The organism is Sphingobium sp. FG11 (assembly GCF_057809915.1).
In genome coordinates, this window is record NZ_JBMDKW010000023.1 from 1 (window position 1) to 24,221 (window position 24,221).

At 63.5% G+C, this 24,221-nt stretch carries 25 protein-coding genes, 2 tRNA genes and 1 pseudogene; 17 read left to right on the plus strand and 11 right to left on the minus strand.

Annotated features, from left to right (window positions below):
* Positions 1 to 81: 81 nt before the first annotated feature.
* From ACODSN_RS15190 to ACODSN_RS15200, 3 genes are read right to left on the minus strand one after another with little or no spacing between them, the layout of a single operon-like run.
* Positions 82 to 1,260, minus strand: a complete 1,179-nt coding sequence (locus ACODSN_RS15190) for an acyl-CoA dehydrogenase family protein (RefSeq protein WP_489056329.1) — start codon at positions 1,258 to 1,260, stop codon at positions 82 to 84.
* A 3-nt stretch (positions 1,261 to 1,263) separates the two neighbouring features.
* A complete protein-coding gene (locus ACODSN_RS15195; RefSeq protein WP_489056330.1) occupies positions 1,264 to 2,127 on the minus strand; it encodes an HpcH/HpaI aldolase/citrate lyase family protein in 864 nt (287 codons plus the stop codon).
* On the minus strand, positions 2,124 to 2,576 hold the full coding sequence (locus ACODSN_RS15200; protein ID WP_489056331.1) for a MaoC family dehydratase: 453 nt from the start codon (positions 2,574 to 2,576) through the stop codon (positions 2,124 to 2,126). Before ACODSN_RS15200 ends, ACODSN_RS15195 begins: the two co-directional genes overlap by 4 nt.
* A gap of 119 nt (positions 2,577 to 2,695) precedes the next feature.
* On the opposite strand from ACODSN_RS15200, the gene ACODSN_RS15205 reads away from it, so the two are divergent.
* Entirely contained in the window at positions 2,696 to 3,934 is a 1,239-nt protein-coding gene (locus ACODSN_RS15205; RefSeq protein ID WP_489056332.1) for an acetyl-CoA hydrolase/transferase C-terminal domain-containing protein, read from the plus strand.
* A gap of 48 nt (positions 3,935 to 3,982) precedes the next feature.
* Here ACODSN_RS15205 and ACODSN_RS15210 read toward each other — a convergent pair whose 3' ends face one another.
* The gene (locus tag ACODSN_RS15210) at positions 3,983 to 4,783 is read right to left on the minus strand and encodes an enoyl-CoA hydratase/isomerase family protein (protein WP_489056333.1); all 801 of its coding nucleotides are present in this window, start codon (positions 4,781 to 4,783) and stop codon (positions 3,983 to 3,985) included.
* A 100-nt stretch (positions 4,784 to 4,883) separates the two neighbouring features.
* On the opposite strand from ACODSN_RS15210, the gene ACODSN_RS15215 reads away from it, so the two are divergent.
* From ACODSN_RS15215 to ACODSN_RS15230, 4 genes are all read left to right on the plus strand, one after another.
* A complete protein-coding gene (locus ACODSN_RS15215; RefSeq protein ID WP_489056334.1) occupies positions 4,884 to 5,651 on the plus strand; it encodes an SDR family NAD(P)-dependent oxidoreductase in 768 nt (255 codons plus the stop codon).
* Between the two features lie 48 nt (positions 5,652 to 5,699).
* Positions 5,700 to 6,488 (plus strand): SDR family oxidoreductase, encoded by a 789-nt coding sequence (locus ACODSN_RS15220; protein WP_489056335.1) that lies wholly within the window; start codon positions 5,700 to 5,702, stop codon positions 6,486 to 6,488.
* A gap of 372 nt (positions 6,489 to 6,860) precedes the next feature.
* Positions 6,861 to 7,949 (plus strand): SMP-30/gluconolactonase/LRE family protein, encoded by a 1,089-nt coding sequence (locus ACODSN_RS15225; protein ID WP_489056336.1) that lies wholly within the window; start codon positions 6,861 to 6,863, stop codon positions 7,947 to 7,949.
* Positions 7,950 to 8,078: 129 nt separating this feature from the next.
* Positions 8,079 to 8,561 (plus strand): hypothetical protein, encoded by a 483-nt coding sequence (locus ACODSN_RS15230; protein ID WP_489056337.1) that lies wholly within the window; start codon positions 8,079 to 8,081, stop codon positions 8,559 to 8,561.
* Positions 8,562 to 9,190: 629 nt separating this feature from the next.
* On the opposite strand, the gene ACODSN_RS15235 is transcribed toward ACODSN_RS15230, so the two are convergent.
* The 3 genes from ACODSN_RS15235 to ACODSN_RS15245 all read right to left on the minus strand — a co-directional run bounded on the left by ACODSN_RS15235 (position 9,191) and on the right by ACODSN_RS15245 (position 11,985).
* Positions 9,191 to 9,265, minus strand: a tRNA-Glu gene (locus ACODSN_RS15235).
* 301 nt (positions 9,266 to 9,566) lie between these two features.
* A complete protein-coding gene (locus ACODSN_RS15240) occupies positions 9,567 to 10,352 on the minus strand; it encodes a SapC family protein (RefSeq protein ID WP_489056338.1) in 786 nt (261 codons plus the stop codon).
* Positions 10,353 to 10,545: 193 nt separating this feature from the next.
* On the minus strand, positions 10,546 to 11,985 hold the full coding sequence (locus tag ACODSN_RS15245; RefSeq protein WP_489056339.1) for an FAD-binding oxidoreductase: 1,440 nt from the start codon (positions 11,983 to 11,985) through the stop codon (positions 10,546 to 10,548).
* Positions 11,986 to 12,061: 76 nt separating this feature from the next.
* Here ACODSN_RS15245 and ACODSN_RS15250 point away from each other — a divergent pair, with 76 nt between their 5' ends.
* Positions 12,062 to 12,496 carry a hypothetical protein gene (locus ACODSN_RS15250; RefSeq protein ID WP_489056340.1) on the plus strand — a complete coding sequence of 145 codons (435 nt, stop codon included), beginning with the start codon at positions 12,062 to 12,064 and terminating at the stop codon, positions 12,494 to 12,496.
* Between the two features lie 131 nt (positions 12,497 to 12,627).
* Positions 12,628 to 14,031, plus strand: a complete 1,404-nt coding sequence (locus ACODSN_RS15255) for a DEAD/DEAH box helicase (protein WP_489056341.1) — start codon at positions 12,628 to 12,630, stop codon at positions 14,029 to 14,031.
* A gap of 18 nt (positions 14,032 to 14,049) precedes the next feature.
* Here ACODSN_RS15255 and radC read toward each other — a convergent pair whose 3' ends face one another.
* Positions 14,050 to 14,709, minus strand: a complete 660-nt coding sequence (radC, locus tag ACODSN_RS15260) for a RadC family protein (protein ID WP_489056364.1) — start codon at positions 14,707 to 14,709, stop codon at positions 14,050 to 14,052.
* A gap of 174 nt (positions 14,710 to 14,883) precedes the next feature.
* Between radC and ACODSN_RS15265 the strand changes: the two genes are divergently transcribed.
* From ACODSN_RS15265 to ACODSN_RS15310, 10 genes and pseudogenes are all read left to right on the plus strand, one after another.
* On the plus strand, positions 14,884 to 18,099 hold the full coding sequence (locus tag ACODSN_RS15265; RefSeq protein ID WP_489056342.1) for an intermembrane phospholipid transport protein YdbH family protein: 3,216 nt from the start codon (positions 14,884 to 14,886) through the stop codon (positions 18,097 to 18,099).
* Positions 18,096 to 18,293: a YnbE family lipoprotein gene (locus ACODSN_RS15270; RefSeq protein WP_489056343.1), complete on the plus strand. Its 198-nt coding sequence runs from the start codon at positions 18,096 to 18,098 to the stop codon at positions 18,291 to 18,293. Before ACODSN_RS15265 ends, ACODSN_RS15270 begins: the two co-directional genes overlap by 4 nt.
* On the plus strand, positions 18,290 to 18,685 hold the full coding sequence (locus tag ACODSN_RS15275; protein ID WP_489056344.1) for a YdbL family probable chaperone protein: 396 nt from the start codon (positions 18,290 to 18,292) through the stop codon (positions 18,683 to 18,685). The genes ACODSN_RS15270 and ACODSN_RS15275 overlap by 4 nt, the downstream gene beginning before the upstream one ends.
* Before the next feature lie 172 nt (positions 18,686 to 18,857).
* Positions 18,858 to 19,181 (plus strand): AtpZ/AtpI family protein, encoded by a 324-nt coding sequence (locus ACODSN_RS15280; protein ID WP_489056345.1) that lies wholly within the window; start codon positions 18,858 to 18,860, stop codon positions 19,179 to 19,181.
* 48 nt (positions 19,182 to 19,229) lie between these two features.
* Positions 19,230 to 20,015, plus strand: coding sequence for a F0F1 ATP synthase subunit A (locus ACODSN_RS15285; RefSeq protein ID WP_489056346.1), 786 nt, complete (start codon positions 19,230 to 19,232; stop codon positions 20,013 to 20,015).
* A 52-nt stretch (positions 20,016 to 20,067) separates the two neighbouring features.
* On the plus strand, positions 20,068 to 20,295 hold the full coding sequence (locus ACODSN_RS15290; protein ID WP_006961951.1) for a F0F1 ATP synthase subunit C: 228 nt from the start codon (positions 20,068 to 20,070) through the stop codon (positions 20,293 to 20,295).
* 79 nt (positions 20,296 to 20,374) lie between these two features.
* Positions 20,375 to 20,869, plus strand: coding sequence for a F0F1 ATP synthase subunit B family protein (locus ACODSN_RS15295; RefSeq protein ID WP_489056347.1), 495 nt, complete (start codon positions 20,375 to 20,377; stop codon positions 20,867 to 20,869).
* Positions 20,862 to 21,473 (plus strand): F0F1 ATP synthase subunit B family protein, encoded by a 612-nt coding sequence (locus tag ACODSN_RS15300; protein ID WP_489056348.1) that lies wholly within the window; start codon positions 20,862 to 20,864, stop codon positions 21,471 to 21,473. The genes ACODSN_RS15295 and ACODSN_RS15300 overlap by 8 nt, the downstream gene beginning before the upstream one ends.
* Before the next feature lie 56 nt (positions 21,474 to 21,529).
* Positions 21,530 to 21,610: pseudogene (locus tag ACODSN_RS15305) on the plus strand (IS66 family insertion sequence element accessory protein TnpB); the annotation flags it as partial.
* On the plus strand, positions 21,610 to 21,885 hold the full coding sequence (locus tag ACODSN_RS15310) for a hypothetical protein (protein ID WP_489056349.1): 276 nt from the start codon (positions 21,610 to 21,612) through the stop codon (positions 21,883 to 21,885). The pseudogene ACODSN_RS15305 and the gene ACODSN_RS15310, both read left to right, overlap by 1 nt.
* 299 nt (positions 21,886 to 22,184) lie before the next feature.
* Here ACODSN_RS15310 and ACODSN_RS15315 read toward each other — a convergent pair.
* The 3 genes from ACODSN_RS15315 to moaA all read right to left on the minus strand — a co-directional run bounded on the left by ACODSN_RS15315 (position 22,185) and on the right by moaA (position 24,122).
* Positions 22,185 to 22,259 (minus strand) — tRNA-Asn (locus ACODSN_RS15315).
* Between the two features lie 79 nt (positions 22,260 to 22,338).
* Positions 22,339 to 23,115: an NAD kinase gene (locus tag ACODSN_RS15320; protein WP_489056350.1), complete on the minus strand. Its 777-nt coding sequence runs from the start codon at positions 23,113 to 23,115 to the stop codon at positions 22,339 to 22,341.
* Positions 23,112 to 24,122: a GTP 3',8-cyclase MoaA gene (gene moaA / locus ACODSN_RS15325; RefSeq protein WP_489056351.1), complete on the minus strand. Its 1,011-nt coding sequence runs from the start codon at positions 24,120 to 24,122 to the stop codon at positions 23,112 to 23,114. The genes ACODSN_RS15320 and moaA overlap by 4 nt, the downstream gene beginning before the upstream one ends.
* Positions 24,123 to 24,221 lie beyond the last annotated feature (99 nt).

Consider the following 24,221-nt stretch of genomic DNA (forward strand, 5'->3'; position numbering starts at 1 on the left):
CCCCCCCCCCCCCCCCCCCCCCCCCCCCCCCCCCCCCCCCCCCCCCCCCCCCGCCATTCATTGCACGGCCGAAACTCCGGCTCAGTAGCTTTTGGGCAGGTCCAGTACCTTTTCAGCGATAAAGCTCATGATGAGCTGTTCGGTGATCGGGGCAAGGCGAGTGATCGCGACTTCGCGATACAGCCGCTCGACATGATATTCCTTGGCATAGCCGAAGCCGCCATGCGTCGCCATCGACTGCCAGCAGGCCTCCTGTCCGGCGCGCGCGCCCAGGAACTTGCCGGCGTTCGCTTCCGCACCACAGGGCAGGCCGCTGTCATAGAGTTCGGCGGCCCGGATCACCATCTGCCAAGCGCTTTCCAGATACATCCAGCGTTCGGCCAGCGGATGCTGAATGCCCTGATTCTGGCCGATCGGACGATCGAACACGACGCGTTCGCGCGCATATTGCGCACCCCGGCGTAGCGCGTCCTGCCCGACGCCGATCGCTTCGGCGCCGATCAGGATCCGTTCGGGATTGAGGCTATGGAGCAGATAGGAAAAGCCCTTGCCCTCCTCGCCGATCCGGTCCTCATCGGGGATGAACAGGCCGTCGATGAAGATCGCGTTCGAATCGACCGCCTTGCGGCCCATCTTCGGGATTTTGTGAACGTCGATCTTGCTACGGTCGAGATCGGTATAGAAGATGGTCATGCCATCGGTCGGGCGGGCGCAATCCTCAATGCGGGTGGTGCGGGTCAGCAACAGGATCTTGCTGGCGACCTGCGCGGTCGAAGTCCAGACTTTTTGCCCATGCACGACATAGCCGCCGGGGACCTTTTCCGCGAACGTCTTGATCCGCGTGGTGTTGAGGCCGGCGTCAGGCTCGGTCACGCCGAACGCGACCTGATCCTCGCCCGCGATCAGCCGGGGCACCCAGCGCGCCTTCTGTTCCGGCGTGCCCTTGACGACGATCGGATGCGGCCCGAACAGGTTGATGTGGAGGGTCGAGGCAGCCGTCATGCCGCCGCCATGGCTGGCGACCTCGTTCATCATGATGGCCGCTTCGGTCACGCCAAGGCCGGCGCCGCCGAACTCCTCCGGCATGGTGATGCCGAGCCAGCCGCCTTCGGCCATGGCCTTGTGGAATTCGAACGGGAATACACCGTCCTCGTCGCGGGCCAGCCAATATTCGTCATCGAAACGCGTTACGACGGCGCGCACGCCTTCACGAATGACGTCGCGCTCTTCCTGGGTGGGGAGGGGGCGGGGATCGGACATGTCTTATACTCCTGCCAGCGTTCTGCGTGCGGCCTTAAGATGGGGGATATCGTACATTTTTCCGCCGATGCCGAGCGTCCCGGCATCGGGCGCGGCGGCGAAGGCATCGACGATCGTCTGCGCTTCGGCGATCTGTTCTGGCGTGGGCGAAAAGGCGCGGTTGATGATCGCGACCTGATCGGGATGAATGGCGACACGGCCAGTGAAACCGTCGCGCCGGGCGCGGCGGCAATCCCGCTCCAGACCTTCGGGATCGCGGAAGTCGGCATAGAGCGTATCGAGGGGCGCCACTTCGGCGGCGGTCGCCGCGAACAGGCATTGCGCCCGCGCCACCTGATAAGGGAAGGTCCAGCTGCCGTCCTCCTCCTTATTATCCGTCGCGCCGATGGCGGCGGCCAGATCCTCCGCGCCCCAGGTCAGGGCGACCAGACGCGGATGAGCCGGCGCATAGCTGCCGAGGTTGAACATGGCCCGCGCCGTTTCGGTAGCGACAACGGCGATCTTGACCGTCCCCGGTTCCATGCCCGCCAGGCTTTCCAGGCGATCGAGTTCCGCGCCGATGCGCACCACATCATCGGCGGAATTGGTCTTGGGGATCAGCAACCCGTCCAGCCCCGGCTTCACCACGGCGGCCATATCGTCAAAGGTCATGCCGGTATCGAACGGGTTCACCCGGACGAAGAAGCGCCACGAACGATCCGACCTGTCATCCAGCAGCGACGATACATGCGCGCGCGCGGCATCCTTCATCGACGGCGCGACGGCATCCTCCAGATCGAGGATCAGCGCGTCCGCGCCCACTGATGAACCCTTGGCAAACTTGCGCTCGCTGTCGCCGGGGACGAAAAGCATCGACCGCAATTTCATGCCGGGCTTCCCATCATGAGGGCGTTGCGCTTCGTCGAGCAGACGATTTCGTCACGCTGATTATAACCGATATGTTCGAAGGTCACGATGCCCTGTCCCGGCCGCGACGCGCTCGGCCGCAGCGCATCGACGCGCGTTTCGGCGCGAATAGTGTCGCCCGCGAAAACCGGCTTGGGAAATTTCGTGTCGCTCATGCCCAGATTGCCGACGGTCGTGCCAAGCGTGGTATCCTGAACCGACACGCCGATCACCAGACCGAGCGTGAAGATCGAGTTCATCAGCGGTTTGCCGAATTCGGTTTCCGCGCAATAGGCATGGTCGATATGGATCGGCGCCGGATTATAGGTCAGCGACGAAAACAGCATATTGTCCATGTCCGTCACGGTCCGGCGGATTTCATGCTTGAATATTTGACCGACCTCAAACTGGTCGAAATACAGACCCGCCATTTTTACGCCACCCCGTCTAGGCTCTACATACTAGATGCTGATTGACAGCAAGTGGCCCGCTTGTAAATATTCCTTTTGCCGGCTTGGGCCTCTGGCCGCGCTCAGGGAATTTTCAAAACATGCCGATCGAATTGGACGTCGATGCCCTCGTGGCGATGTTGCCTGCTGGCGGGCGGATACTTGTTTCAGGATGTTCGGCGGAATCGCTGTTACTTGCTGATGCGGTGGAGCGGGCCGGGGCGGCGCTCGGGCCGATGACGTTCACCGGGATATTCGTGCCCGGTCTCAATCGCCGCACCTATCTCGCCAATCCGGATTGCGTCACGGAAACCTTTTTTCTGACGCCTGAATTGAAGGCGGCCGGAGGGGCGGTGCGGTTCCTGCCGTTCTGCTATGCCGATATTCGCCAGCGCCTGTTGCGCGATGTACCCGATGCGGCGTTGATGATGGTCTCCCCGCCGGATGATGAGGGCATGTGCAGTTTCGGGCCGACGGTGGATTTCCTCGCTGAACTCTGGCCCCATATTCCGGTGCGGCTCGCCCATATCAATCCGCTTATGCCGCATACGCGCGGCGGCGCGCGGATCCCGCTGGCGGAAATCACCGCCACGGTCGAAGCGCCGCAAGTCCTGCTCGGTACGCCTGACGCCGGGAGCGATGCGGTGGCCGACGCGATTGCGAGCCATGTCGCGCCCTTGATTCCCGATGGCGCGACCTTGCAGACCGGCCTTGGAAAAGTGCCCGGCGCGGTATTCCGCGCCTTGACCGGGCGTCGCAATTTGCGGGTCCATTCCGGCCTGATCGGCGATGCCATCGTCGATCTGGAAGAGGCGGGCGCGCTCGCGTCGGGACAGTCGGTCATCGCGGGCGTGGCGATCGGATCGGAGCGGCTGTACCGCGCCATTACGGGTCCGGCCTATCGTTTCGAACCTGTGGCCTACACCCATGATGCGGTGACGATCGGCGCGATTACCGACTTTTTCGCCATCAACTCGGCCACGGAAATCGACCTGTTCGGGCAAGTCTATGCCGAGGTCGGGCCAAAGGGATTCATGTCCGGTCCGGGCGGCGCAACCGACTTCGCGCGGGGCGCCAAGGTCGCGGGCGGCCTGCGGATCGTGGCGCTCGCGGCAACGGCGGCCAAGGGCGCGATCAGCCGGATCGTCCCGCCCAATGCCGGGTCAGGCCCGGTATCGCTCAGCCGGATGGATGTCGATATCGTCGTGACCGAATATGGCCTGGCGGATCTGCGCGGCGGCGGGCATGCGGAGCGCGCCGCCGCGTTGATCGCCATCGCCGCCCCCGATCATCGGGAGCGGCTGACGGCGCAGTGGCAGAGCTTTATCGAAAAGCTCTGAAAGTCCGTCTGGAAATGCGCTAAAAGGCGCATTCCCAAACAGTTATCCTCAGCTCTTTTTCGACGCGAGCTTTTCCTGCATGGCGCGCATCAGCTCATGCAACTCGGCGCCCTGAAACAGCGCGCTGACGGCCAGCCGCTCGACATTGCGCGCCTGCGCCCGCTCCAGATCGGTCGCCAGTTCGATCGCCAGCTTGCCCGCGCCGAATGCCTCGGGGGGCAGAGCCGCCACCGAGCGGCAGAAGGCGAGGGCGTTTTCCGTCAGTTCGTCCTGCGCGACGACATCATGCACCAGACCGATGGCCAGCGCGCGCTCCGCATCGACCTGCTTATTGGCGAGGACGAGCCAGCGCGCCCAATGCGGTCCCGCCAGCCGGACGAGACGGCTGGTGCCGCCCGATCCGGGCAATGCGCCGAAGCTGATCTCCGGCAGGCCGAAGCGCGCACCCGTGCTGGCGATGCGGAAATCGGCGCAGAGCGACAGTTCCAGCGCGCCGCCCAGGCATGGTCCCTGAAAGGCGACGACGATCGGCTTTTCGATCGCTTCCCATTCATCGCCAAGGCCATGCAGGCTGCCCGCACCCTGCCGATACCAGCTACGGAACGCCTTGGGGCTTTTGATCGACGCATCCGGGGCCAGGCCGCCATTAAGGTCGATGCCCGCGGAGAAATATTTGCCGTTCGCCGTCAGCAGCATCGCGCGCAGGTCGTCGCGGTCGCGCAATCGCGCGGTCGCCTCACGCAGACCGTCCAGCATTTCCATGCTGATCGCATTGTATTTTTCCGGCCGATTGAATGCGACATGGAGCACCGCGTCAATTTCGGTGATGATGATTTCGGGGTTGGGCATTTGACGATCCCTGTATAGTATGCGTGAACTAATTCAGTTCGGCGGGGCCTGCACCATAAGCGGAACCGCCGCAAGATTTTAAGTGGAAAGAGGGTCAGGGATGGAAAAGGCGTTCAACGAAGGCGTGGCGATCGTCGCGGGGGGCAGCGGCGGGATCGGTTCGGCGATCTGCGAAGCGCTGGCCATTGCCGGCGCCAACGTCGCTTTCACCTATCGGTCGCGCAAGGAAACCGCCGATGCGGTGGTGGCGAAGGTCGAGGCGGCGGGGCGCGAGGCGCTGGCCATGTCCGTCGATCATACCGACCCGGACGCCATGAAAGCGTTCGTGGATGCGGCAGCGGCGCGGTTTGGCCGCGTGCATTCGGTCGTCTATGCCGCCGGTCCACACATCCCGATGAAGTTTCTGAACAAGATCACACCCGCCGAATGGAAGCAGGTGTTCGACAATGACGTCAACGCCGCGTTCAATCTCGTATGGGCCACCTTGCCTCATCTGAAGGCGGGCGGCGGCGGGTCGCTCGTCGCGGTCATCACCGCCGCCGTCGAAAAGGTGCCGTTGCGCGACATCTGTTCGGCAGCGCCCAAGGCGGCGATCGAGATGCTGTTCAAGGGCGTCGCACTGGAAGAGGGGCGCTTTGGCATCCGCTCCAACTGTGTCGCGCCGGGCTTCATCAATGCCGGTCTCGGCGGGGAACTGATTTCTAAGCCGGGGATCGAGGAATGGGTCGACGGCATCCGCAAGATGCTGCCCATGAAGAAGTTCGGCACAGCGGAGGATGTCGCCGACGCCGTAACCTTCCTGCTATCGGACAAGGGGCAGTATATCACCGGACAGTCGCTGGCTGTCGATGGCGGCTTGCAACTCTGACAAGTCCGGACAGGTCGGGGATCTGACTCCGGCAGGAGAGGTGGAACGATGGATCTGGGGATTCGGGGGCGCAGCGCCATCATCAATGGCGGCAGCGCGGGATTGGGCTTCGGAACGGCGCTGGCGCTGGGCGGGGAGGGGGTGAATCTCTTCATTTCCGCGCGCAATGAGGACCGGCTTCAAAAAGCCTGCGACACGATCCGCGATGCGACCGGCGCTCGGGTGGAAGCGATCGTGGCCGATCATGCGACGGTCGAGGGGCGGCAACGCATTCTCGATCGCTGCCCCGATCCCGATATTTTCGTCGGCACTTGTTCGCCCCCGCCCTATATCGAGGACTTCCGCCAGATCGGGGACGCGGACTGGCGCGCCAATCTGGACATGACCTTCATCTCCCCGGTCGAGTTCATTCGATCCGTGGTCGATGGCATGTGTCAGCGCGGCTGGGGGCGCATCCTCAATATCGCGACGGCCGCTGTGAAATTCCCTCATCCCTGGCGCATTCTGTCCGGCGCGCCACGGGCGGCGCTGGTCAATTATACCGTGGCGGTCGCGCGGGTCGTTGCCCCCCATGGCGTCACGATCAATAGCCTCCTGCCGGCCATGCACGACACCGACGGCATCCGCGAGATTTACGGCAGTCGCGCCGCGGAGAAGGGGAACAGTCTGGAAGAGGAAATCGATGAGGCGATCAGGACCATCGGTATTCCGGTAGGCCGGTTCGGATCGGAGATCGACTTCGGCGCGATCGCGGCGATGTTCTGTAGCGCGCAATCCAACTATATCACCGGCCAGAGTCTGGTGGTCGACGGAGGCTTTTCCAACGCGACCTATTGAGGTCGCGCTGCCCGGACGCGGTCGGCTATGCAGAAGTATTCCAACGCGAAAGTGCTGCACGTATATGCGATCTTAGGTGACAAATTCCTAAAAGAAAATTCAGTTGAATGACGGTTCAATTAATCTCCTGGACGGCATGAGCGCCATATCTCATTCTGGTAATGAATAAAGTTGCAGTGCTGAACGAGCATGATGGTTAGATATCGCCATAGTAAGAGTCTCGTGAATCAATGAACCGCATTCTGGTTATTTTGACACGGTCGTATCATGCCAAAATTAATCTGGCCATTGCGCTCTGCTATTAAAATACTGGCTTTACGACCTTGTTGTAATTCATGGCACGCCCCCGAGAGTTGTGGACAGGAGAGTTGCATGAACAAGGTTCCGGCGTTGGCAGGCGGGTTATTTGCCGGTCTTTTGACAATGGCATGGCCCGGCATTGCCGCCAAGCCGACCGTGGATTCATGCCCGTCCTCCGGCAATCTCAAGTTCCTGTGCGGTATCCAAGCTCCCGAAGATCTGGCGGCGCTGCCCGGTGGCCGCTGGATCATCGCGAGCGGGATGCATCTTGGAAGCGGGCTTCACCTCATCGACGGGACGACCAAAAGATGGGAGCGGTGGATCGCACCGGCGGGCGCAAAGGCCCGCGCACCTTTTGACCAATGCAAGGTCCAGCCAGCGCCCGACGATCTGGCAATCCACGGCATCGCCCTTCACCAGCGCGGACGCGGTCGCGCGACTCTCTACGCGGTCAATCACGGCGGAACCGATCCGGGCGTCGGCGAAAGAATTGAGGTCTTCGACATCGACACGACGCACGGCAAGCCTGTTTTGGCCTGGGCGGGGTGTCTCCCCTGGTCCGGCAAGCTGGAAGCTAACGCCGTGGTGGCGGCATCCGACGGGACCGTTTACGCGACGGTGATGAACCATCCGGGCACCACCATCAAAGACTGGTGGACAGGCGTGCCGAAACTGACCGGAGCGGTCTATAAATGGACCCCCGGCGCGCCTGCGTTCGAACGCATGGCGGGGACCGAACTCGTCGGCAATAATGGCATCGAAGTGTCGGCGGACGGCAAGACACTCTATGTCAACAGCAAGAGCGCGACCACCATCGGAGATGGCGCGATCACGTCCTTCACCACCACCAACCCCGCCAGGAAGTTGAAAAGCGTCGAGATCAAGGGCGGTCTCCCCGACAATATCCACTGGGTGAACGGGCGCCTCATCGCCGCGGGAGCGAGAACCGATACTTGCCCGGCGAAGGCAAACGGCTTCCCTTGCACGAATGGCTATCATGTCGAGACAGTGAATCCCGAGACATTGGCCGTGACGTTCCTGGACAAGGCGCCTGCCGATCCGCAATTTTCCGGGGTGTCCGTTGCCCTTCCCATCGGCAAGACGCTGTGGGTCGGCTCGTTCAGCGCTAACAAGCTAGGCTATCGGCCTATGCCACGATGATGGTTGCATAACGGGATCGGCGTCGAATTGAAAAGGCGCTCCTGCCAGCCGTTCGGCTAGTGCGCCGGGCCGCGCATTTCGCGCCTCGGATAAGATGGCTCACCCTAATAGAATACGGAAATAGGATCGATGAAACGCTTCATAAATCATGTCGATCATGTGGCATATATTTCGAGATGGGACACGATCGAAGCCAATGCGGCGCAACTTGAAGCGCTCACGGATGCGAAACTGCAGCGTATCGACCGACCGCATGTGGGGGTGGTGCTCTACATCGACTGGGCAACCGGCCTGGAGATCGTCGCGCCGACGCAGGAAAGGAGTGAGTTGAACGAACGCCTGTATGAGCGGCTCGATAGCCGTGGCGAGGGCGTGCTTGCCGTGATTTATGGCGTCGAGGATCTCGAAGCGCATAAGATAAAATTGGAGGCGAGGGGGTTTGAGGTCGGCCCGCTCTGGGAGTCCGTGCATCCGGCTGGTTCATGGACTGAACGCTTGCTCGTGCGGGAACGTCAGGGGCCTGCGTTCATGAACACCTGGCTGATCTACAGCCAGATCGATTATCGGGACGGCGAGATCCGGTTTATCGAGGTAGAGGGCCGTGTTCCGTAATGGAGCATGAGGGATTTTTAACGACAATCGGGCGCGTCCGGAGCTGACCTCGTCTTCATAGTAGAAGCTTTTTGACGGTGCGGTTCATTCGGTCGACATGACCGCTGGCCCACGCAGGGTCGTCAGCGAACGTGCTGATGCGGTCGATGCCAACGAACGGGCGGAGCTTGCCTGCTGCGGTCCGCGCTTCTGCCACATCACGGTGGAAGAAACCGATGGAATGGCTTGAAACGCCGTCGCTCGTCGCCCTCGACGTCCCGGTAAACGGAATATGCCCGGATACCGGGAGGCATCGATGCTGCTCGGGGCGCCGACCGAAACGCACTTGGCTCCGCACTACAAACGCCCGGCGAGCGCCTAACGCAATCTCGCGACGAAGGCGCTTCTTTTGCGCTTAATCTTTCGCCTGAATGCGTGAAGAGCGATGGCGCCACCGCTGATCCATTCGATTTTTAACGACGCCTCGATGGTTACTTCAATGTCCCGGCCCCATCGCTGCAAGGCTCGTGACGATACCAAGCTACGATAAGACATGCCACGTCGTTTCTCGCTATTTGCGCTTGAAACCGATCCATTGCCGAAAGGTAGACATCTTCGGGATCGGGAACGCCAAATATTTGAAATCGCCCTGGTGACCCCTACGGGAATCGAACCCGTGTTTCAGCCGTGAGAGGGCCGCGTCCTAACCGCTAGACGAAGGGGCCATATGACCGCTCAGGGCGATCGGCAGGGGCTGGCGTTTAGGTGGGCCTCCGCGCTCCGTCAAGCGAAAGCGGGAATGGTGCACCACATAAAAAACCACCCCATGCGATTCGCACGGGGTGGCCAAGGTTCAGGGAGGAGACGCCTTCAAAAGGGGGAAGGCGCCCATACGATACACCCGAAAGGGGGGCAGGTGCATCGCATGTTCAGTAGATAGGCCAGCCGCCCGCAGCTTTCAAGGGCGGGATGCATCCACTCTCAATGAATTATTCTTAATGGGTTATTTGCCGAAACGATCGCCGCTCAGGCTTCGACCGGCTGCGGCACGGGCGCGCCGACCGGGCCTTTACCCTGTTGCACCTGCGCCTCGAACAGTTCGCGCATCAGCTGGAGCGAGAAGAGATGCGCGTGGATCAGGGGCAGCATGCCGCTCTGGTTGATCTTGCGCAGCTGGTCGCCACGCATGTCGCGCAGCTTTTCCTCATTCACCATGCGGAAGCCGCGATAGACGAACGGCTGTTCATTGCCGGGGATCTGGATGGCGACCTCGCCGTCCATCAGCAGGTCCATTTCGCCCAGTTCGCGCATGAACTGGCCGGTGCGGGCGGCGGCCTGCTCGAAATCCTCGCAGAATTTGAGGACGCCCTGCGTCAGTTCGCTTGGCTTGCCGTCCTCGAACAACAACTGGCCGTCCTCGAACTGGCCGATGGCCTCGCTCGTCGGGTCGAAGCACAGCGACAGCTCGTCCGAATCCGGGCGCAGCTTCGCCAGCATCCAGGGATAACGGCGGACATAGGCGGGCACATAGGCCGGGCCGCGCAGCTTGCCTTCATCGTCGAGGAAGGTGTTGACGCCTTCGTTCAGGCCCATCAGCGCCAGCGGCACGGATTCGTCGCCAGCCGAAAAGATGATCGGCACGAACCGCTGCGCCGCGACGAATTCGTCCACGGTCAGGGGCACGGCATGCTGGCTCGCCAGGAACGGTGCGGCATCGACGGAGCGGCTGCGGAAATCGGCATGATCGACGCTGCTGAGCGGAATCAGATCATTGTAAAAGACGGGGAGGGTGCTCGCGGGCGCGCTGGCCATGATGGGATGTCCGTTCTTTTGAAAGCGGCGCGTCAGACACGCCACGGGCCTGTGATATTGGGCGATGGCGATAATGGCCTTGGCGTCGCGAGGCAATCGCTTTGTCGGGTCTTAGAGACTGTTTGGGAATGCGCCATTTGGCGCACGGTGCGGCAACCTGAAATGCGCTAAAGGCGCATTCCCAAACAGACCCTCACCCCTCGTCGGCGCGGGGGATCAGCTTGTCCGGGTTCATGATCCCTTGCGGATCGAAGGCGGCCTTGATCGCGCGTAGCGCCGCGAGGCGGGCGGGGCCGGCCAGTCGGCCCAGTTCGGCGCGCTTCATCTGGCCGATGCCATGTTCAGCGGAGATCGATCCGCCCGCCGCAACCACCGCATCATGCACGAAGGCGCTGATCGTCTTGCCCTGCGCCGCGATCCACGCCGGTCCATCCGGCGTCCCCCTGGGCGCGCGCACATGAAAATGGACGTTGCCGTCGCCCAGATGGCCAAAGGAGGATGCGCTCGTCCCGGCAAAGGCGCGCTCTGCGGCGTCCGCCGTCTCGACCATGAAGCGGGGCATGCGGGCGATGGGCACGCTGATGTCGAATTGCAGCGCCGGACCCTGCGCCCGCTCTGCTTCCGACAGGGATTCGCGGATGCGCCAGAAGGCATCGGCCTGCGCTTCATTGACGGCCACCGTCGCGTCGATCGCGATGCCCTTGTCCAGCGCCTGTGCGAGCGCCGTTTCCAGTCGCGATCCCGGTCCGGGTTCGTGCAGGTCCGAATCATCGACTTCGATCAGGACGTGCCAGGGCGCTGGCGTGGCGATGGGCCGCCGCGTGCCGGGAATATGGGACAGGACATGGGCGAGGCCATCGTCGGCGATGATCTCGAAACCCTCCACGCCCGCACCGATCTGCGATTCCGCGAGGCGTAACAGGTCGAGCGCGGCGGCGGGCGATGCGACGCCCACCCATCCGACCGCGCGCGCGGCGATGGCGGGCACAAGCCGCAGCGCAGCGGCGGTGACGATGCCCAGCGTCCCTTCCGCACCGATCAGAAGCTGTTTGAGGTCATAGCCGCGATTATCCTTTTTCAGCGCGTCCAGCCCGTCGAAAATACTGCCGTCCGGCAACACCGCCTCGATCCCCTCGACCAGCGCGCGCATCGTCCCGTGGCGCAGCACCTGCGTACCCCCGGCATTGGTGGAGATAAGTCCGCCGACCGTCGCTGATCCCTTCGCGCCGAGACTCAACGGGAAGCGGCGTCCGATGCCGGCGGCTGCGTCATGCAGGTCCGACAGGATCACGCCGGCTTCGCACAGCGCCAGATTGTCCGGGACCGACAGGGCGCGGATGCGGTTCATACGCCGCAGCGACAGGATCAGCGCGCTGCCGTCCGGCGGGGGCGTTGCGCCGCCGACCATCGAGGTATTGCCCCCCTGCGGCACCAGCGGCACGCCCAGCCGCCCGGCGAGCGCAACCACAGCCGCCACCTGCGCCGTATCGGCCGGTGCGAGGATCGCCGCCGCCGCGCCATGAAAGCGCCCGCGCCAGTCGGTCAGCCAGGGCGCGATGTCCCCGGCATCGGTGATGACGCTCCTGGGTCCCAGCAGCTCCTCAAACCGCGCGATCATGGCCTGTCCAATCATGGGACGGACTATGGCCCGGAATTCATCGACGGTTCAACAGTTCCTCGATACGCTGACATTACAAAAGGGGTCCAGTTTGTTTCATTCCGTCCTGTTGCTGCTTGCCGCGCCGGTTGCGGAACCCGTTCAATGGGCGCAACTGACGATCGAGCAGCGCGTCATCGTTCGCGTGCCAATGGTGCGAAAAGGCAAGGCGCCCGCGCGCGTCGTGCCGCAGGCGCATGATGAGTGGCGTGAAAAGAAAGGTCCGCGCTGCATTGCGCTCAAATCGATTCGCGGCGCGGCGATCGTCGTGGGCGGCGGTGTCGATCTGGTTCTCGCCGACAATCATCGCTATCGCGCCCGGCTGGAGCGGGGCTGCCCGTCGGCGGGCTTTTACTCCGGTTTCTATGTCGAGCCTGACGATGATGGCTCGCTCTGTTCGGGGCGCGATGAATTGCAGGCGCGCAGCGGCCTGAGCTGCGGGATCGACAGCTTCAAGCGGCTGGTGGAGGCGGAACCGGACGATTGAACGCATAATCGGTCGATGATGAAGTCAGCTTTGCGCGATTCCCTTGACAAACCGGCGATATTTACGCAATGCGCGGCCGTTTCCGCCGCAGTTTCGTGCATGGCGGACGAACTCCTGTCCCGGACAACTGAATGACTTTTGCCGATCTCGGCCTTTCCGACGAATTGCTCAGGGCCGTCACCGAGTCCGGGTATGACACGCCCACGCCGATTCAGGCGCAGGCGATCCCGCCCGTGCTGATGATGAAGGACATCATCGGCATCGCCCAGACCGGGACGGGCAAGACGGCGAGCTTCGTGCTGCCGATGATCGACATTCTCGCTCATGGCCGCAGCCGCGCGCGCATGCCGCGCAGCCTGATCCTGGAGCCGACCCGCGAACTTGCCGCGCAGGTCGCGGAAAATTTCGAGAAATACGGGAAATATCATAAGCTTTCGATGGCGTTGCTCATCGGCGGCGTGAACATGAGCGATCAGATCGCGGCGCTGGAAAAGGGCGTCGATGTGCTGATCGCCACCCCCGGACGGCTGATGGACCTGTTCGGCCGGGGCAAGATCATGCTCAACGGCTGTTCGATGCTCGTCATCGACGAGGCGGACCGGATGCTCGACATGGGGTTCATTCCGGACATCGAGGAAATCTGCACCAAGCTGCCGGCGCAGCGCCAGACGTTGCTGTTTTCGGCGACCATGCCGCCGGTCATCAAGAAGCTGGCCGACCGTTTTCTCGACAATCCCAAGTCGATCGAGGTCGCGCGCCCCGCGACCGCTTCCACCAACATCACCCAGCGGCTGGTCAAGGTCGATTCGCGCAAGAAGCGCGACATGCTGTGCGCCATGCTGGAAGCCGAGGATGTGACGAGTGCGGTCGTGTTCTGCAATCGCAAGACGACGGTGCGGGACCTGAACAAGAGCCTGCAACGCCACGGCTTCAAATCGGGCGAAATTCACGGCGATATCGATCAGGGTTCGCGCATCGCCGAACTGGAGCGTTTCCGCGCCGGTACGGTCAATATTCTCGTCGCGTCGGACGTCGCCGCGCGCGGGCTGGACATCAAGGGCGTGAGCCATGTGTTCAACTTCGACGCGCCCTGGCACCCGGACGATTATGTCCATCGCATCGGCCGCACCGGCCGGGCGGGGGCGTCGGGCGTGGCCTATACATTCGTCACTGCGGAAGATGCCGAGGCGATCGACAATATCCAGAAGCTGATCGGCACGAAGATTGAAACCGTCGCCGCGCCCGCCGGTGCGCCGCCGCAGGAGAGGGCGAAGGCTGAACCCGAGGCGGAGAAGGCCCCGGCCGGACGACGAGCGCGCGAAGAGCGTAAGCCGCGCGAAGATCGACCCGCCCGCAGCGAGCGCCCGCAGCGGGAGGAGCGCCCCCGTCAGGAGGATAGCCGTCCCGCCGAGCAGCCTGTGGCGCGCGCCGCACCAGCCCCGCGCCCGCGACGCCACGACCCGGTGGACGATCTCCCCGACGATGGCTGGAACGGCCCGATGCCCGATTTTCTGTCGGTCGGTTTCGGCGGCTGAGCGGGTCGCTCCCGCGTTCTAAAGCAATCCCATCGCCCGCATGCTGCTGTGCCCCTGACCGCCGATGATGATATGGTCATGCACGGCGATGTTGAGCCGTCTGCCCGCCTCGATGATCTGCCGGGTCACTTCGATATCCTGTCGGCTGGGTTCGGGCGACCCGCTGGGATGATTATGGACCAGGATCAGCGAGGCTGACCCCAGGTCGATCGCCCGCCGGATCACCTCGCGCACATAGATCGCGGCCTGATCGATCGATCCGTCACCCATATGCTCGTCGCGGATCAGCATGTTGCGCGTATTAAGGTGCAGCACGCGCACGCGCTCCACCCCCAGAAACGCCATGTCGGCGCGCAGATAATCGAGCAGCGCCTGCCAGCTTGCGAGCACCGGCCGTTCCTCGACCGCGCCGCGCAGAACGCGCAACATCGTAGCCTGCACGATCTTGATCGCGGCCACGCTGGTGTCGCCCATGCCCGGCACGCGCGCAATCGCTTCCCAGTCCGCCGCCATCAGCCCGCCCAGTCCGCCAAAGGTCCTGAGCAAAGCCTTGGCCAGCGGCTTGGTGTCGCGGCGCGGAATGGCGAGCGCCAGCAGATATTCGATCAGTTCATGGTCGAGCAGCCCCTCACCCCCACCGATGGCAAGGCGCTGGCGCAGGCGGGCGCGGTGGCCCATACCGTCGTGCGGAACCGTTTTTTCGTCGCTATCGGCCAATATTCGGGGTCTCTCGCAAAGTAAAAGCGACGCTATGCGCGGACGATTTATGCGGCAAGGATATTTAGGCGGGCATGGACGTTATGGATGCGTTACGGATCACGAACGCAGTTGGAAGCCGGGGTGGCGACAGGGATGGATGAACAAGGCGGCGACGATCCTGCTCGCCGGGGCTGGCTCCGCTGGCTTGGCGTTAGCGGCGCGATGCTGTCGCTCGGCGCGATCGCGCTGTGGACGCAACGGGCGCCGATCGCGGAAAATTTCATCAGTCGAGAACTCAACCGGCGCGGCGTTCAGGCGACCTATGCGCTGACCCAGGTCGGCTTTCGTACCCAGCGCATCGAAAATATCCTGCTCGGTGATCCCGCTCATCCCGATCTGACGGCGGAATGGGTGGAGGTCGATCTGGCGCTGGCGGGGCTGACGCCGCATGTGGCCGCGATCCGGGCTGGCGGCGTCCGCATGCGCGCAAGCTATCGGGGCGGGTTGCTGCGGCTCGGCGAGTTGGACAAGTTTCGCGACCCCGATTCGACCGCTCCGTTCAGCCTGCCCGATATCGTACTGGGCTTGCGCGACGCGCGGCTGCGGCTGGAATCCGATGCCGGGATCGCCGGATTGCGAATCGATGGATCGGGCAATGTGCGATCCGGCTTTCGCGGCAAAGTCGCCGCTGTGATGCCCGCCGCCGCCATGGCCGGGTGCCGGATCGCGGACGCCAGAGCACTGGTCGATATCGCCATGAAGAACAGCCGGCCCCATCTGACCGGCCCCATCCGCGCGAAGGCGACCGCCTGCGGCAACATCGCCGTCGCGCAGCCGGTCGCCGACCTCGATCTCTGGCTTGGCAAGGCGCTGGATCGCTGGAGCGGGTCGGTGGGTCTGTCCGGCAAGGGCCTTCGTTCGGGCAGCATCGTGCTGGCGGAACCGGCCGGGCGGATCGACCTGAACGGGACTCGTGCCGCCATCTCCGGTCGCCTTCGCCTGCGCGCGCGCGCGCTTTCGGCCGCCACTATGTTGACGCAGGACGCCAATGTGACGGGAAGCTGGCAGGTCGGCGGGGATGAAGCGCGTTTTCAGGGCCAGTTATCGGGCCGTCACCTGCGCCTGCCCGGTCGCGACCCGCTGACGGGATTGCGCCATGCGACGCAGGAAACGCCGATCGGGCCGCTCGCCGCGCGATTCGCGGATGCGGTGCGCCGGGCGAGCGGGGATAATATGGTCCGCTCGCAAGTGGCGATCGTGCAGCGCGGCGGGACGGGCAGTCTGGTCCTCACCGGCACCCGCTTTTCCGCGCGCAGCGGCGCGGCGCTGGCTCTCGACCCGCAGGGGCAGGCGGTGCTGACATGGCCGGGGACGGGAGGCGCGCCGATCGGCTGGGCGCTGAACGGCGCGATCACCAGCGAGGGCGGCGGGATGCCGCATGTCGCCCTCCGGCTGGCACGTCGGTCGGGCGGCGGGCTGGGCGGACAGTTGTTCATGGACCCCTATACCGCCGCGGGTGCGCGACTGGCGCTAGACCCGGTCCGCTTCGTCGCGGGCGTGGGGGGCGAGACGCGCTTCGACACGGCTCTCACGCTCGACGGCCCGTTGCCGGGTGGCGCGCTCCACGGCCTGCGCATGCCGTTGGGTGGCGTGATCGCGGCGAATGGCACGGTCAGCGTCAACGCGCGATGCATGCCGCTCGCCATTCATGCTGTGCGGACCGGGTCCTTCACGTTGCAGAATGTGCGGCAGACCGTCTGCCCGCTTTCGGGCGGCGCGCTGTTCGCGGCGGGTCCGGCGGGCGTGCGCGGCGGGGCGGAGATCCGCAAGGTCGATCTGACGGGCAGCAGCGGGGGCAGCCCGATGCGGCTGACCGCCGATTCGGCGCGGCTCACGCTCGATCAGCCGGGCTTTTCCCTGTCGAACCTGACCTTCGCGATCGGCCCGCGCGATGCGCCCGTGCAACTGACGGCGGCGAGCCTGACCGGCCGTGCCGCCGCTGCCGGCTTTGGCGGTACGCTGGGCGGGGGCGGGGGGCGCATCGGTTCGGTTCCGCTGATCGTCGAGAAGGCGGAGGGTAAATGGGGCTTTGCCGGTGGGACACTCAAATTCACGGCGGGCCTGACCGTCCATGACGCGCAGGCCAAGGCGCGCTTCGTCCCGCTCAATGTCCCCGATTTCGCGCTGACGCTGCGTGACGGACGGATCGCGGCGGGTGGATCGCTGCGCGCCCGCCGCAATGGGGCGCTGGTCGCCACCGCCGACATCGCCCATGATCTTGGCAGCGGAAAGGGGCGCGCCGACCTGCTCGTTCCCAAGCTGGTCTTCGACGGATCGCTCCAGCCCGAAGATGTCACGCCGCTCGCCCTGGGCGTCGTCGCCAATGTCGTCGCCACCGTGACGGGCGACGGGCATATCGCCTGGGACCGCGCCGGAGTGACGAGCACCGGCCAGTTCCGCACCGATAATGCCAAACTTGCCGCCGCCTTCGGCCCGGTCGAAGGACTGACCGGGCAATTGCGCTTTACCGACCTGTTGGGCCTCGTCAGTGCGCCCGGACAGGAAATGCGGGTCAAGCTGGTCAATCCCGGCGTCGAGGTGCGCGACGGCATCGTCCGGTATCGACTGGAAGCGGGGCAGCGCGTCCATATCGAGGGCGGTGAATGGCCCTTTTCGGGCGGGAAGCTGGTCCTTTTGCCGACGACGATGGATTTCGGCGCGGATGTCGACCGCTATATGACCTTCCGCGTCATCGGCCTCGATGCCGGAGCCTTCATTCAGGCGATGGACCTCAAGAATATTTCGGCGACCGGGACATTCGACGGGATCATGCCGCTGATCTTCAGCGCGCAGGGCGGGCGCGTCGCCGGCGGGGTGCTGGTCGCGCGGCAGCAGGGGATGCCGCCGCTCATCATGCCCGAAGGCGTGCTGCCGACGATTCCGTGCGATCCGGTGCGCCAGTCGGGCACATTATCCTATGTCGGGCCGGTGTCGAACGAGCAGTTGGGGGTGATGGGACGGATCGCGTTCGACGCGCTCAAAAATCTGCAATATAAATGCCTGACCATCCTGATGGACGGTGCGCTGGATGGCGAAATGGTGACCAATGTCGTATTCAACGGCATTAACCGCGGCCAGATCGGCGGTGCGCCGGCAGGCTTTGCGCGCAGTTTCGTCGGCTTGCCCTTCATCTTCAACGTCAGGATCGCCGCGCCTTTTCGCGGGCTGATGGGCACCGCCCAATCCTTCATCGATCCCAGCGTGCTCATCCGCAACAATCTGGGCGATCAATATCAGGAGAAGCTGCGGCAGGGGCTTGTGGTTCAGCCTGCGGAAAGCGACATTGTGCCAAACGGGGAGCGCAAATGAACATAAGAACGATCATGATGGCGGGTTTCGCCGGTTTTGCGGGATTATCCCTGGGTGGCTGCATCCAGGTGAAAGCCCCCGACAAGCCGATCGAAATCAACCTCAACGTCAAGGTGCAGCAGGAGGTTGTCGTCCGGCTGCAACGCGATGCGCAGGATCTTATTCAGAATAACCCGGAGTTGTTCCCGCAATGACACGCAAATCCCTGATGATCGCCGCCATCGTGATGGCTTCCGGCCTCGTTTCGCTGACGCCCGCGAGCGCCCAGTCCGGCGCCGTGGCCAGCGCCATGGCATCGGGCGCCGTCGGTGAGCAGGCGGACGGCTATCTCGGCATCGCCGGATCGGTCGGCGCGGATGTGCGGTCGGAGGTCGAATCGATCAACATCAAGCGCCGCGCCGTCTACACCGATCTCGCGGGCAAGCGCGGGGTCACGGTGCAGGATGTCGCCGCCGCGACCGGGTGTCAGACGCTGAGCAGCCGGGTGAAGCCGGGTCAGGCCTATCGCATCGGCGGTGCGGCGTGGCAGACCAAAGGGGCCGGGCCGATCGCGCTGCCGCCTTATTGCGCCACTGCGGGCCAATAAAGCCATCTGACTGGCGGACTTTTGTCTATGCTTCGTCAAAGGCGCATTCTCCTGCCCTTGCACGGTTGACTATCCGGAAACGCCTTTCTAAACGGGCCGCGCCTTGACGGGTCCAGCCGCAAGCTCCATGCCTCTCGCCGTAACAGGTTTTGCCTGAACGGAAGGAGATGGGATGGCTGCGAATGGGCCTGGGCAGGACCCGGCAGGGGAAGACGCGCGGATCGCATCCTTGGAGGAGCGGATCGCACGGGCCGAACATGTCGAACAGGTCAGACGGGGGACAACTGAGCAACAGGCCGATGATGGATCGCGTCTGGGCAACAGGGTTCTTGCCGAACTGATCGGTGGTCTTGTCGGTGGTGCGCTGATCGGTTGGGTTCTCGACCGGTTGCTGGGCACTTCTCCTTGGCTCCTGCTCGTTTTCCTCGGTCTTGGGATCGTGGCGGCGTTCAGGAACATCATCAGATTGACGACGACGAAGCATTCCGATCCGTAAGGACGCCGCTTGGTCCTAGTCCGAATGCAAGACGTTACAGGGGTCAACGTGGCACAATCCGGCAAAATCGATCCGATGCACCAGTTTGCGATCGAACCCTTGTTCGGTACGGATCACCTGTCGATCGGCGGGTTCAACATCGCGTTCACCAACAGCGCCCTTTATATGGTCGCCGCGGCGATCGTGCTGTGGATATTCGTCGCGGGCGGCATGAAGCGCCAGATGGTGCCCGGTCGCTGGCAGATGTCCGTCGAATATTTCACCGGGTTCATCCGCAGCCTGCTGATCGCCAATGTGGGCGAAGGCGGCAAGAAATATATCCCCTACGTCTTTTCGCTGTTCATGTTCATCCTGCTGGCCAACCTCTTGGGATTGTTGCCGCTGGGCCTGTTCGGCATGCACCCCTTCACCTTCACCAGCCACTTCACCGCGACCGGCGTGCTCGCGATCATGAGCTTTTCGATCGTGCTGATCGTCGGCTTCTGGAAGCATGGCCTGCACTTCTTCTCGCTGTTCGTGCCCCATGGCACGCCGCTGCCGATGATCCCGGTCATTTTCCCGATCGAGCTGATCTCGTTCATGGTGCGGCCGTTCAGCCTTGGCCTGCGACTGTTCGTCGCGATGACCGCCGGGCACGTCCTGCTCAAGGTTCTCGCCGGCTTCGTCATCAACAGCGCCAACGCCAGCCCGCTCTTCGGCTTCACGGTCGGCGCGGCCAGCTTCGTGCTGATGATCGGCATCAGCGCGCTCGAAGTGCTGGTCGCCGTCATTCAGGCCTATGTGTTCGCGCTGTTGACCTCGGTCTACATCAACGATGCCGAGAATTTGCACTGATTTTCCGACATAATTTCACGTTTATATTGGTTTAGAAAAAGGAGTTACGACTATGGACGCAGAAGCCGCAAAGCTGCTCGGTGCTGGCCTGGCCGCGATTGGTGCGGGCATCGCCGCCCTCGGTGTGGGCAATGTCTTCAGCGCGTTCCTGGAAGGCGCGCTGCGCAATCCGGGCGCTGCCGACGGTCAGCAGGGCCGCCTGTTCATCGGCTTTGCCGCCGCCGAACTTCTGGGTCTGCTGGCGTTCGTTATCGCCATGATCCTGGTGTTCGTGGCCTGACATCCGCTTGGGAACGGGCAGGGTGGCTTGGCCGCCCCGCCCGACCCCTGACGACCGCGCCCTGATCGAACGGACCAAAATGCCTCAAATCGCGCAAATCGCCGAAACCTACGCTTCCCAGATTTTCTGGCTGCTGCTGACTTTCGGCTTCGTCTTCTTCGTCATCGGTTTGGGCATGGTGCCCAAGGTGCAGGCGACCATGGAAGGCCGCGATGCGAAGATCACGGGTGATCTGGACGCGGCCAAGGCGGCATTCGCCCGCGCGGATGAGGCGGAAGCCGATTACCGCGCGCGCGACGCCGAAAGCCGGCTGGCGGTGCAAGCCGCGCTGGCCGATGCCAAAGCCAGGGCCGCCAAGGCTTCGGAAGCGACATTGGCGACGGCGGATTCGGAGATTTCGGGCACCATTGGTGCGGCTGAGGCCCGGATCAAGATAGCCAGCACTGCCGCGCTGGCAGAAATTGAAACCGTCGCGGTCGATGCCGCGCGTGACATGGTGGCTCGTATTTCCGGCGTGCAGGCGTCCGAAGACGCAGCCCGCAACGCAGTAAAGGCGGCACTCGCCCATGGCTGATGCAGCAATGACCCATCACGACGCCCCTCCCGCCTTGAATCAGGCGATCCACTCGGAGGGCATGGAGCCGATCGGCACCGTCGCCCATGAGGGCGTCGTCCCGCATACCGACCCCAAGGCGGTCGGCCTGGATGCGACCGCCTGGGTCAGCCTGGCCATGGCGCTGTTCATCCTGATCCTGATCCTCAAGAAAGTGCCCGCCCTGATCGGTGGCGCGCTTGACGGGCGCATCGCGGCGATCAAGTCGCAACTGGACGAGGCGTCCAAGCTTCGCGCCGAGGCACAAGCGCTGAAGGCCGAATATGAGGCCAAACTGGCGACCGCCGCCGGCGAAGCCGAAGCCATGCGCAAATCGGCCGAGCATGAAGCGGAAACGCTGATCGAGGATGCGAAGGCCAATACCGTCGCACTGGTCGAGCGTCGTCAGAAGATGGCCGTCGACAAGATCGCTGCGGCCGAGCGTGCGGCCGTCGCTGAGATCCGCGCGAAGGCCGTCAATGCCGCCACTGGCGCGGCCGCGACACTGATCGCGCAGAATCATGATGCCGCAGCCGACAAGGTACTGGTCGACGGCGCGATCCGGGGGCTTAATCCCGCAGCCTGACGCGATTTTGCCATTTGCGCTGAGCCGTGAATGGCAAAATCGGACTTTGTGGCGGCGGCGATCTGGTGAAGTTGCTTTGGTATGATGGCCGGGGCATGTGCCTCTTTTTAAAGCGGACGTCCCGCAGACGCTTCGTTTGACCATCGACCGAGATACGGTCGATGGTGATGGCCTTAGCCCAGTTTTAGATTCACTGACGGCGGTCGGAACGCACTTTCATTCCTTCATTGGCGAGATAAATCCTCATTTTCTGGCGCCTTCGTGGGCGCTGCGGCTATATGAGGCAGGTCTTTTCGCCTCTGATGAGGACGTGTGGTTCGCTGAGCTGGAAGCCGCATTGGTGATCGCCAGGCCGAAATTTTCGCTCGCGACATCTGACCGACGCGCTGTGCTGGCCAATCGCGCGCCTTAAGCGGATGTAGTTCGATAAATCCTCCGACAAGCTCGATACTCAGATCGCCTGAGCTGATGCTCGGCTTTGTCTGGCCAAGAGCGGGGACGACCGCTCGCCATCACACCGCCCACGCCGATCAGAAGCAATTCGCCGGTCAGGCGATCACTGCCCTTGCACGATGGGACATCCGAGGACGAGATGTTGGTATCGGGGGAAAATATCGGTTCACAGCAAGCGACTGAAAGCCGCACCTTCTCTCAAGCTGCGGCAGTGGATGCGCGCAAACCCACAGAAAAGATATGTTCTATGAAAAATGTTGGCTCCCCGAGTAGGATTCGAACCTACGGCCATTCGATTAACAGTCGAATGCTCTACCGCTGAGCTATCGGGGAGCAGCCCGGCTTTCGCTGGGCAGGCCGCGCCTATAGCAGCGGGATTCGCGCAATGGCAAGCGCTAATGAGCGCATTTGTTCAGGCAATGAACTGCTCCGCCGCAATGCGGTCGTCCAGCGTATGTTCGGGGTCGAACAGCAGCGTAAGCGGCGTCGCGCGGTCGATCTGAACCTCTACCTGGGCGACGTCGCGCACCTCGCGCTGGTCGGCCACGGCGCTCACGGGGCGCTTGACGGGATCGAGCACGGTGAATTTGATGATGGTGTTTTCGGGCAGGATGGCGCCGCGCCAGCGACGCGGCCGGAACGGGCTGATCGGGGTTAGCGCGACGAGGCCGGACCCGAGCGGCAGGATCGGGCCGTGGGCGGACAGATTATAGGCGGTCGATCCCGCCGATGTCGCCACCAGCACGCCGTCGCACACCAGTTCGGGCAGCACGGCGCGGCCGTTCACCTGCACCTCCAGCTTGGCGGTCTGGCGCGTTTCGCGCAGCAGTGACACTTCGTTGATGGCGGGGATCGAAAAGCGCTCGCCATCGATCGTATCGACGGTCATGCGCAGCGGCGTCACCTTGAAGGACTTCGCCGCCTCCAGCCGCTGGTCTAGCCGCTCCAGCCGCCATTCGTTCATCAGAAAGCCGACCGTGCCCAGGTTCATGCCAAAGATCGGCACGATGTGCCGCCCCTCCAGCATGGCGTGCAGCGTCTGGAGCATGAACCCGTCGCCGCCCAGGGCGATGATCATGTCGGCCTGATCGAGCGGCACGAAATCATAGGCGCTGCGCAGCCTTTCCTCGGCGGCGCGGGCCGCCTGGGTCGGGGACGCGACGAGGGCGCGTCGCGGCTCGCCGTTCATCCGCCGGTGACGCTCATGTGGCGAGCGACCGTCGGGTCGAGATCCTGCCCGATGCGGAAGTCGTGGCGCGCGGGCTTCAGCCGCAGGGCGCGATCGATCAGCGGTTCGACCGCGGGCAGCCCGCCGTCCCGCAACGCGGCTTTCAGATCGACATGATCCTCATGCCCCAGGCACATGAAAATCTTCCCCTCGCAGGTCATGCGCATGCGGTTGCAGTCCGCGCAGAAATTATGGGTCATGGGGGTGATGAGGCCCAGCCGGGCGCGCAGCCCATCGACCGCGAAATAGCGCGCCGGTCCGCCGGTCCGCTGGGGCAGCGGGGTCATTTCATGGTCCGCGCGCACCATCCGCGCGACTTGCGTCAGCGGCAGATAATGATCGGTGCGGTCCTCGCCCGTCTCCCCCAACGGCATGGTCTCGATCAGGGTCAGGTCGAACCCCTGCGCATCGCACCAGCGCAGCATCGGCAGGATTTCATCCTCGTTCACGCCCTTGAGCGCGACCATGTTGATCTTGATCGCAAGGCCCGCCGCGCGCGCGGCCTGCACCCCGTCGAACACCGCGCGGATATCGCCGCCGCGCGTCACATGGGCAAAGCGATCCGGGTCGAGGCTGTCGAGGCTCACATTGATCCGGCGCACGCCCGCGTCGTACAGCGCGGTCGCATGATCGGCCAGCCGGGTGCCGTTGGTGGTCAGCGTCAGCTCGTCCAGCCCCTCGCCGACATGCCGCCCGATGCGGCGGACCAGATCGACGATATCGCGCCGCACCAGCGGCTCCCCGCCGGTCAGCCGGATTTTTCGAATGCCGCGCGCGATGAACAGATCGGCGAGCAGCGCGATCTCCTCCAGCGTCAGCACCTGATTTTTGGGCAGGAACGTCATGCGCTCCGCCATGCAGTAGCGGCAGCGCAGATCGCAGCGATCCGTCACCGAAATGCGCATATAGCTGATCCGGCGGCCCAGGGCGTCGGTCATCGGCTGGGGGGAAGGATCGGCGATAGCCATGACTGCCTAGCTAGGCCATGGACTGGCGCTTCGCAAGCACAGCCGGTTGCCCTGCGATGAACGGGTCGGTAACGGGTTACTGTTAAGTCGGCCCGATGC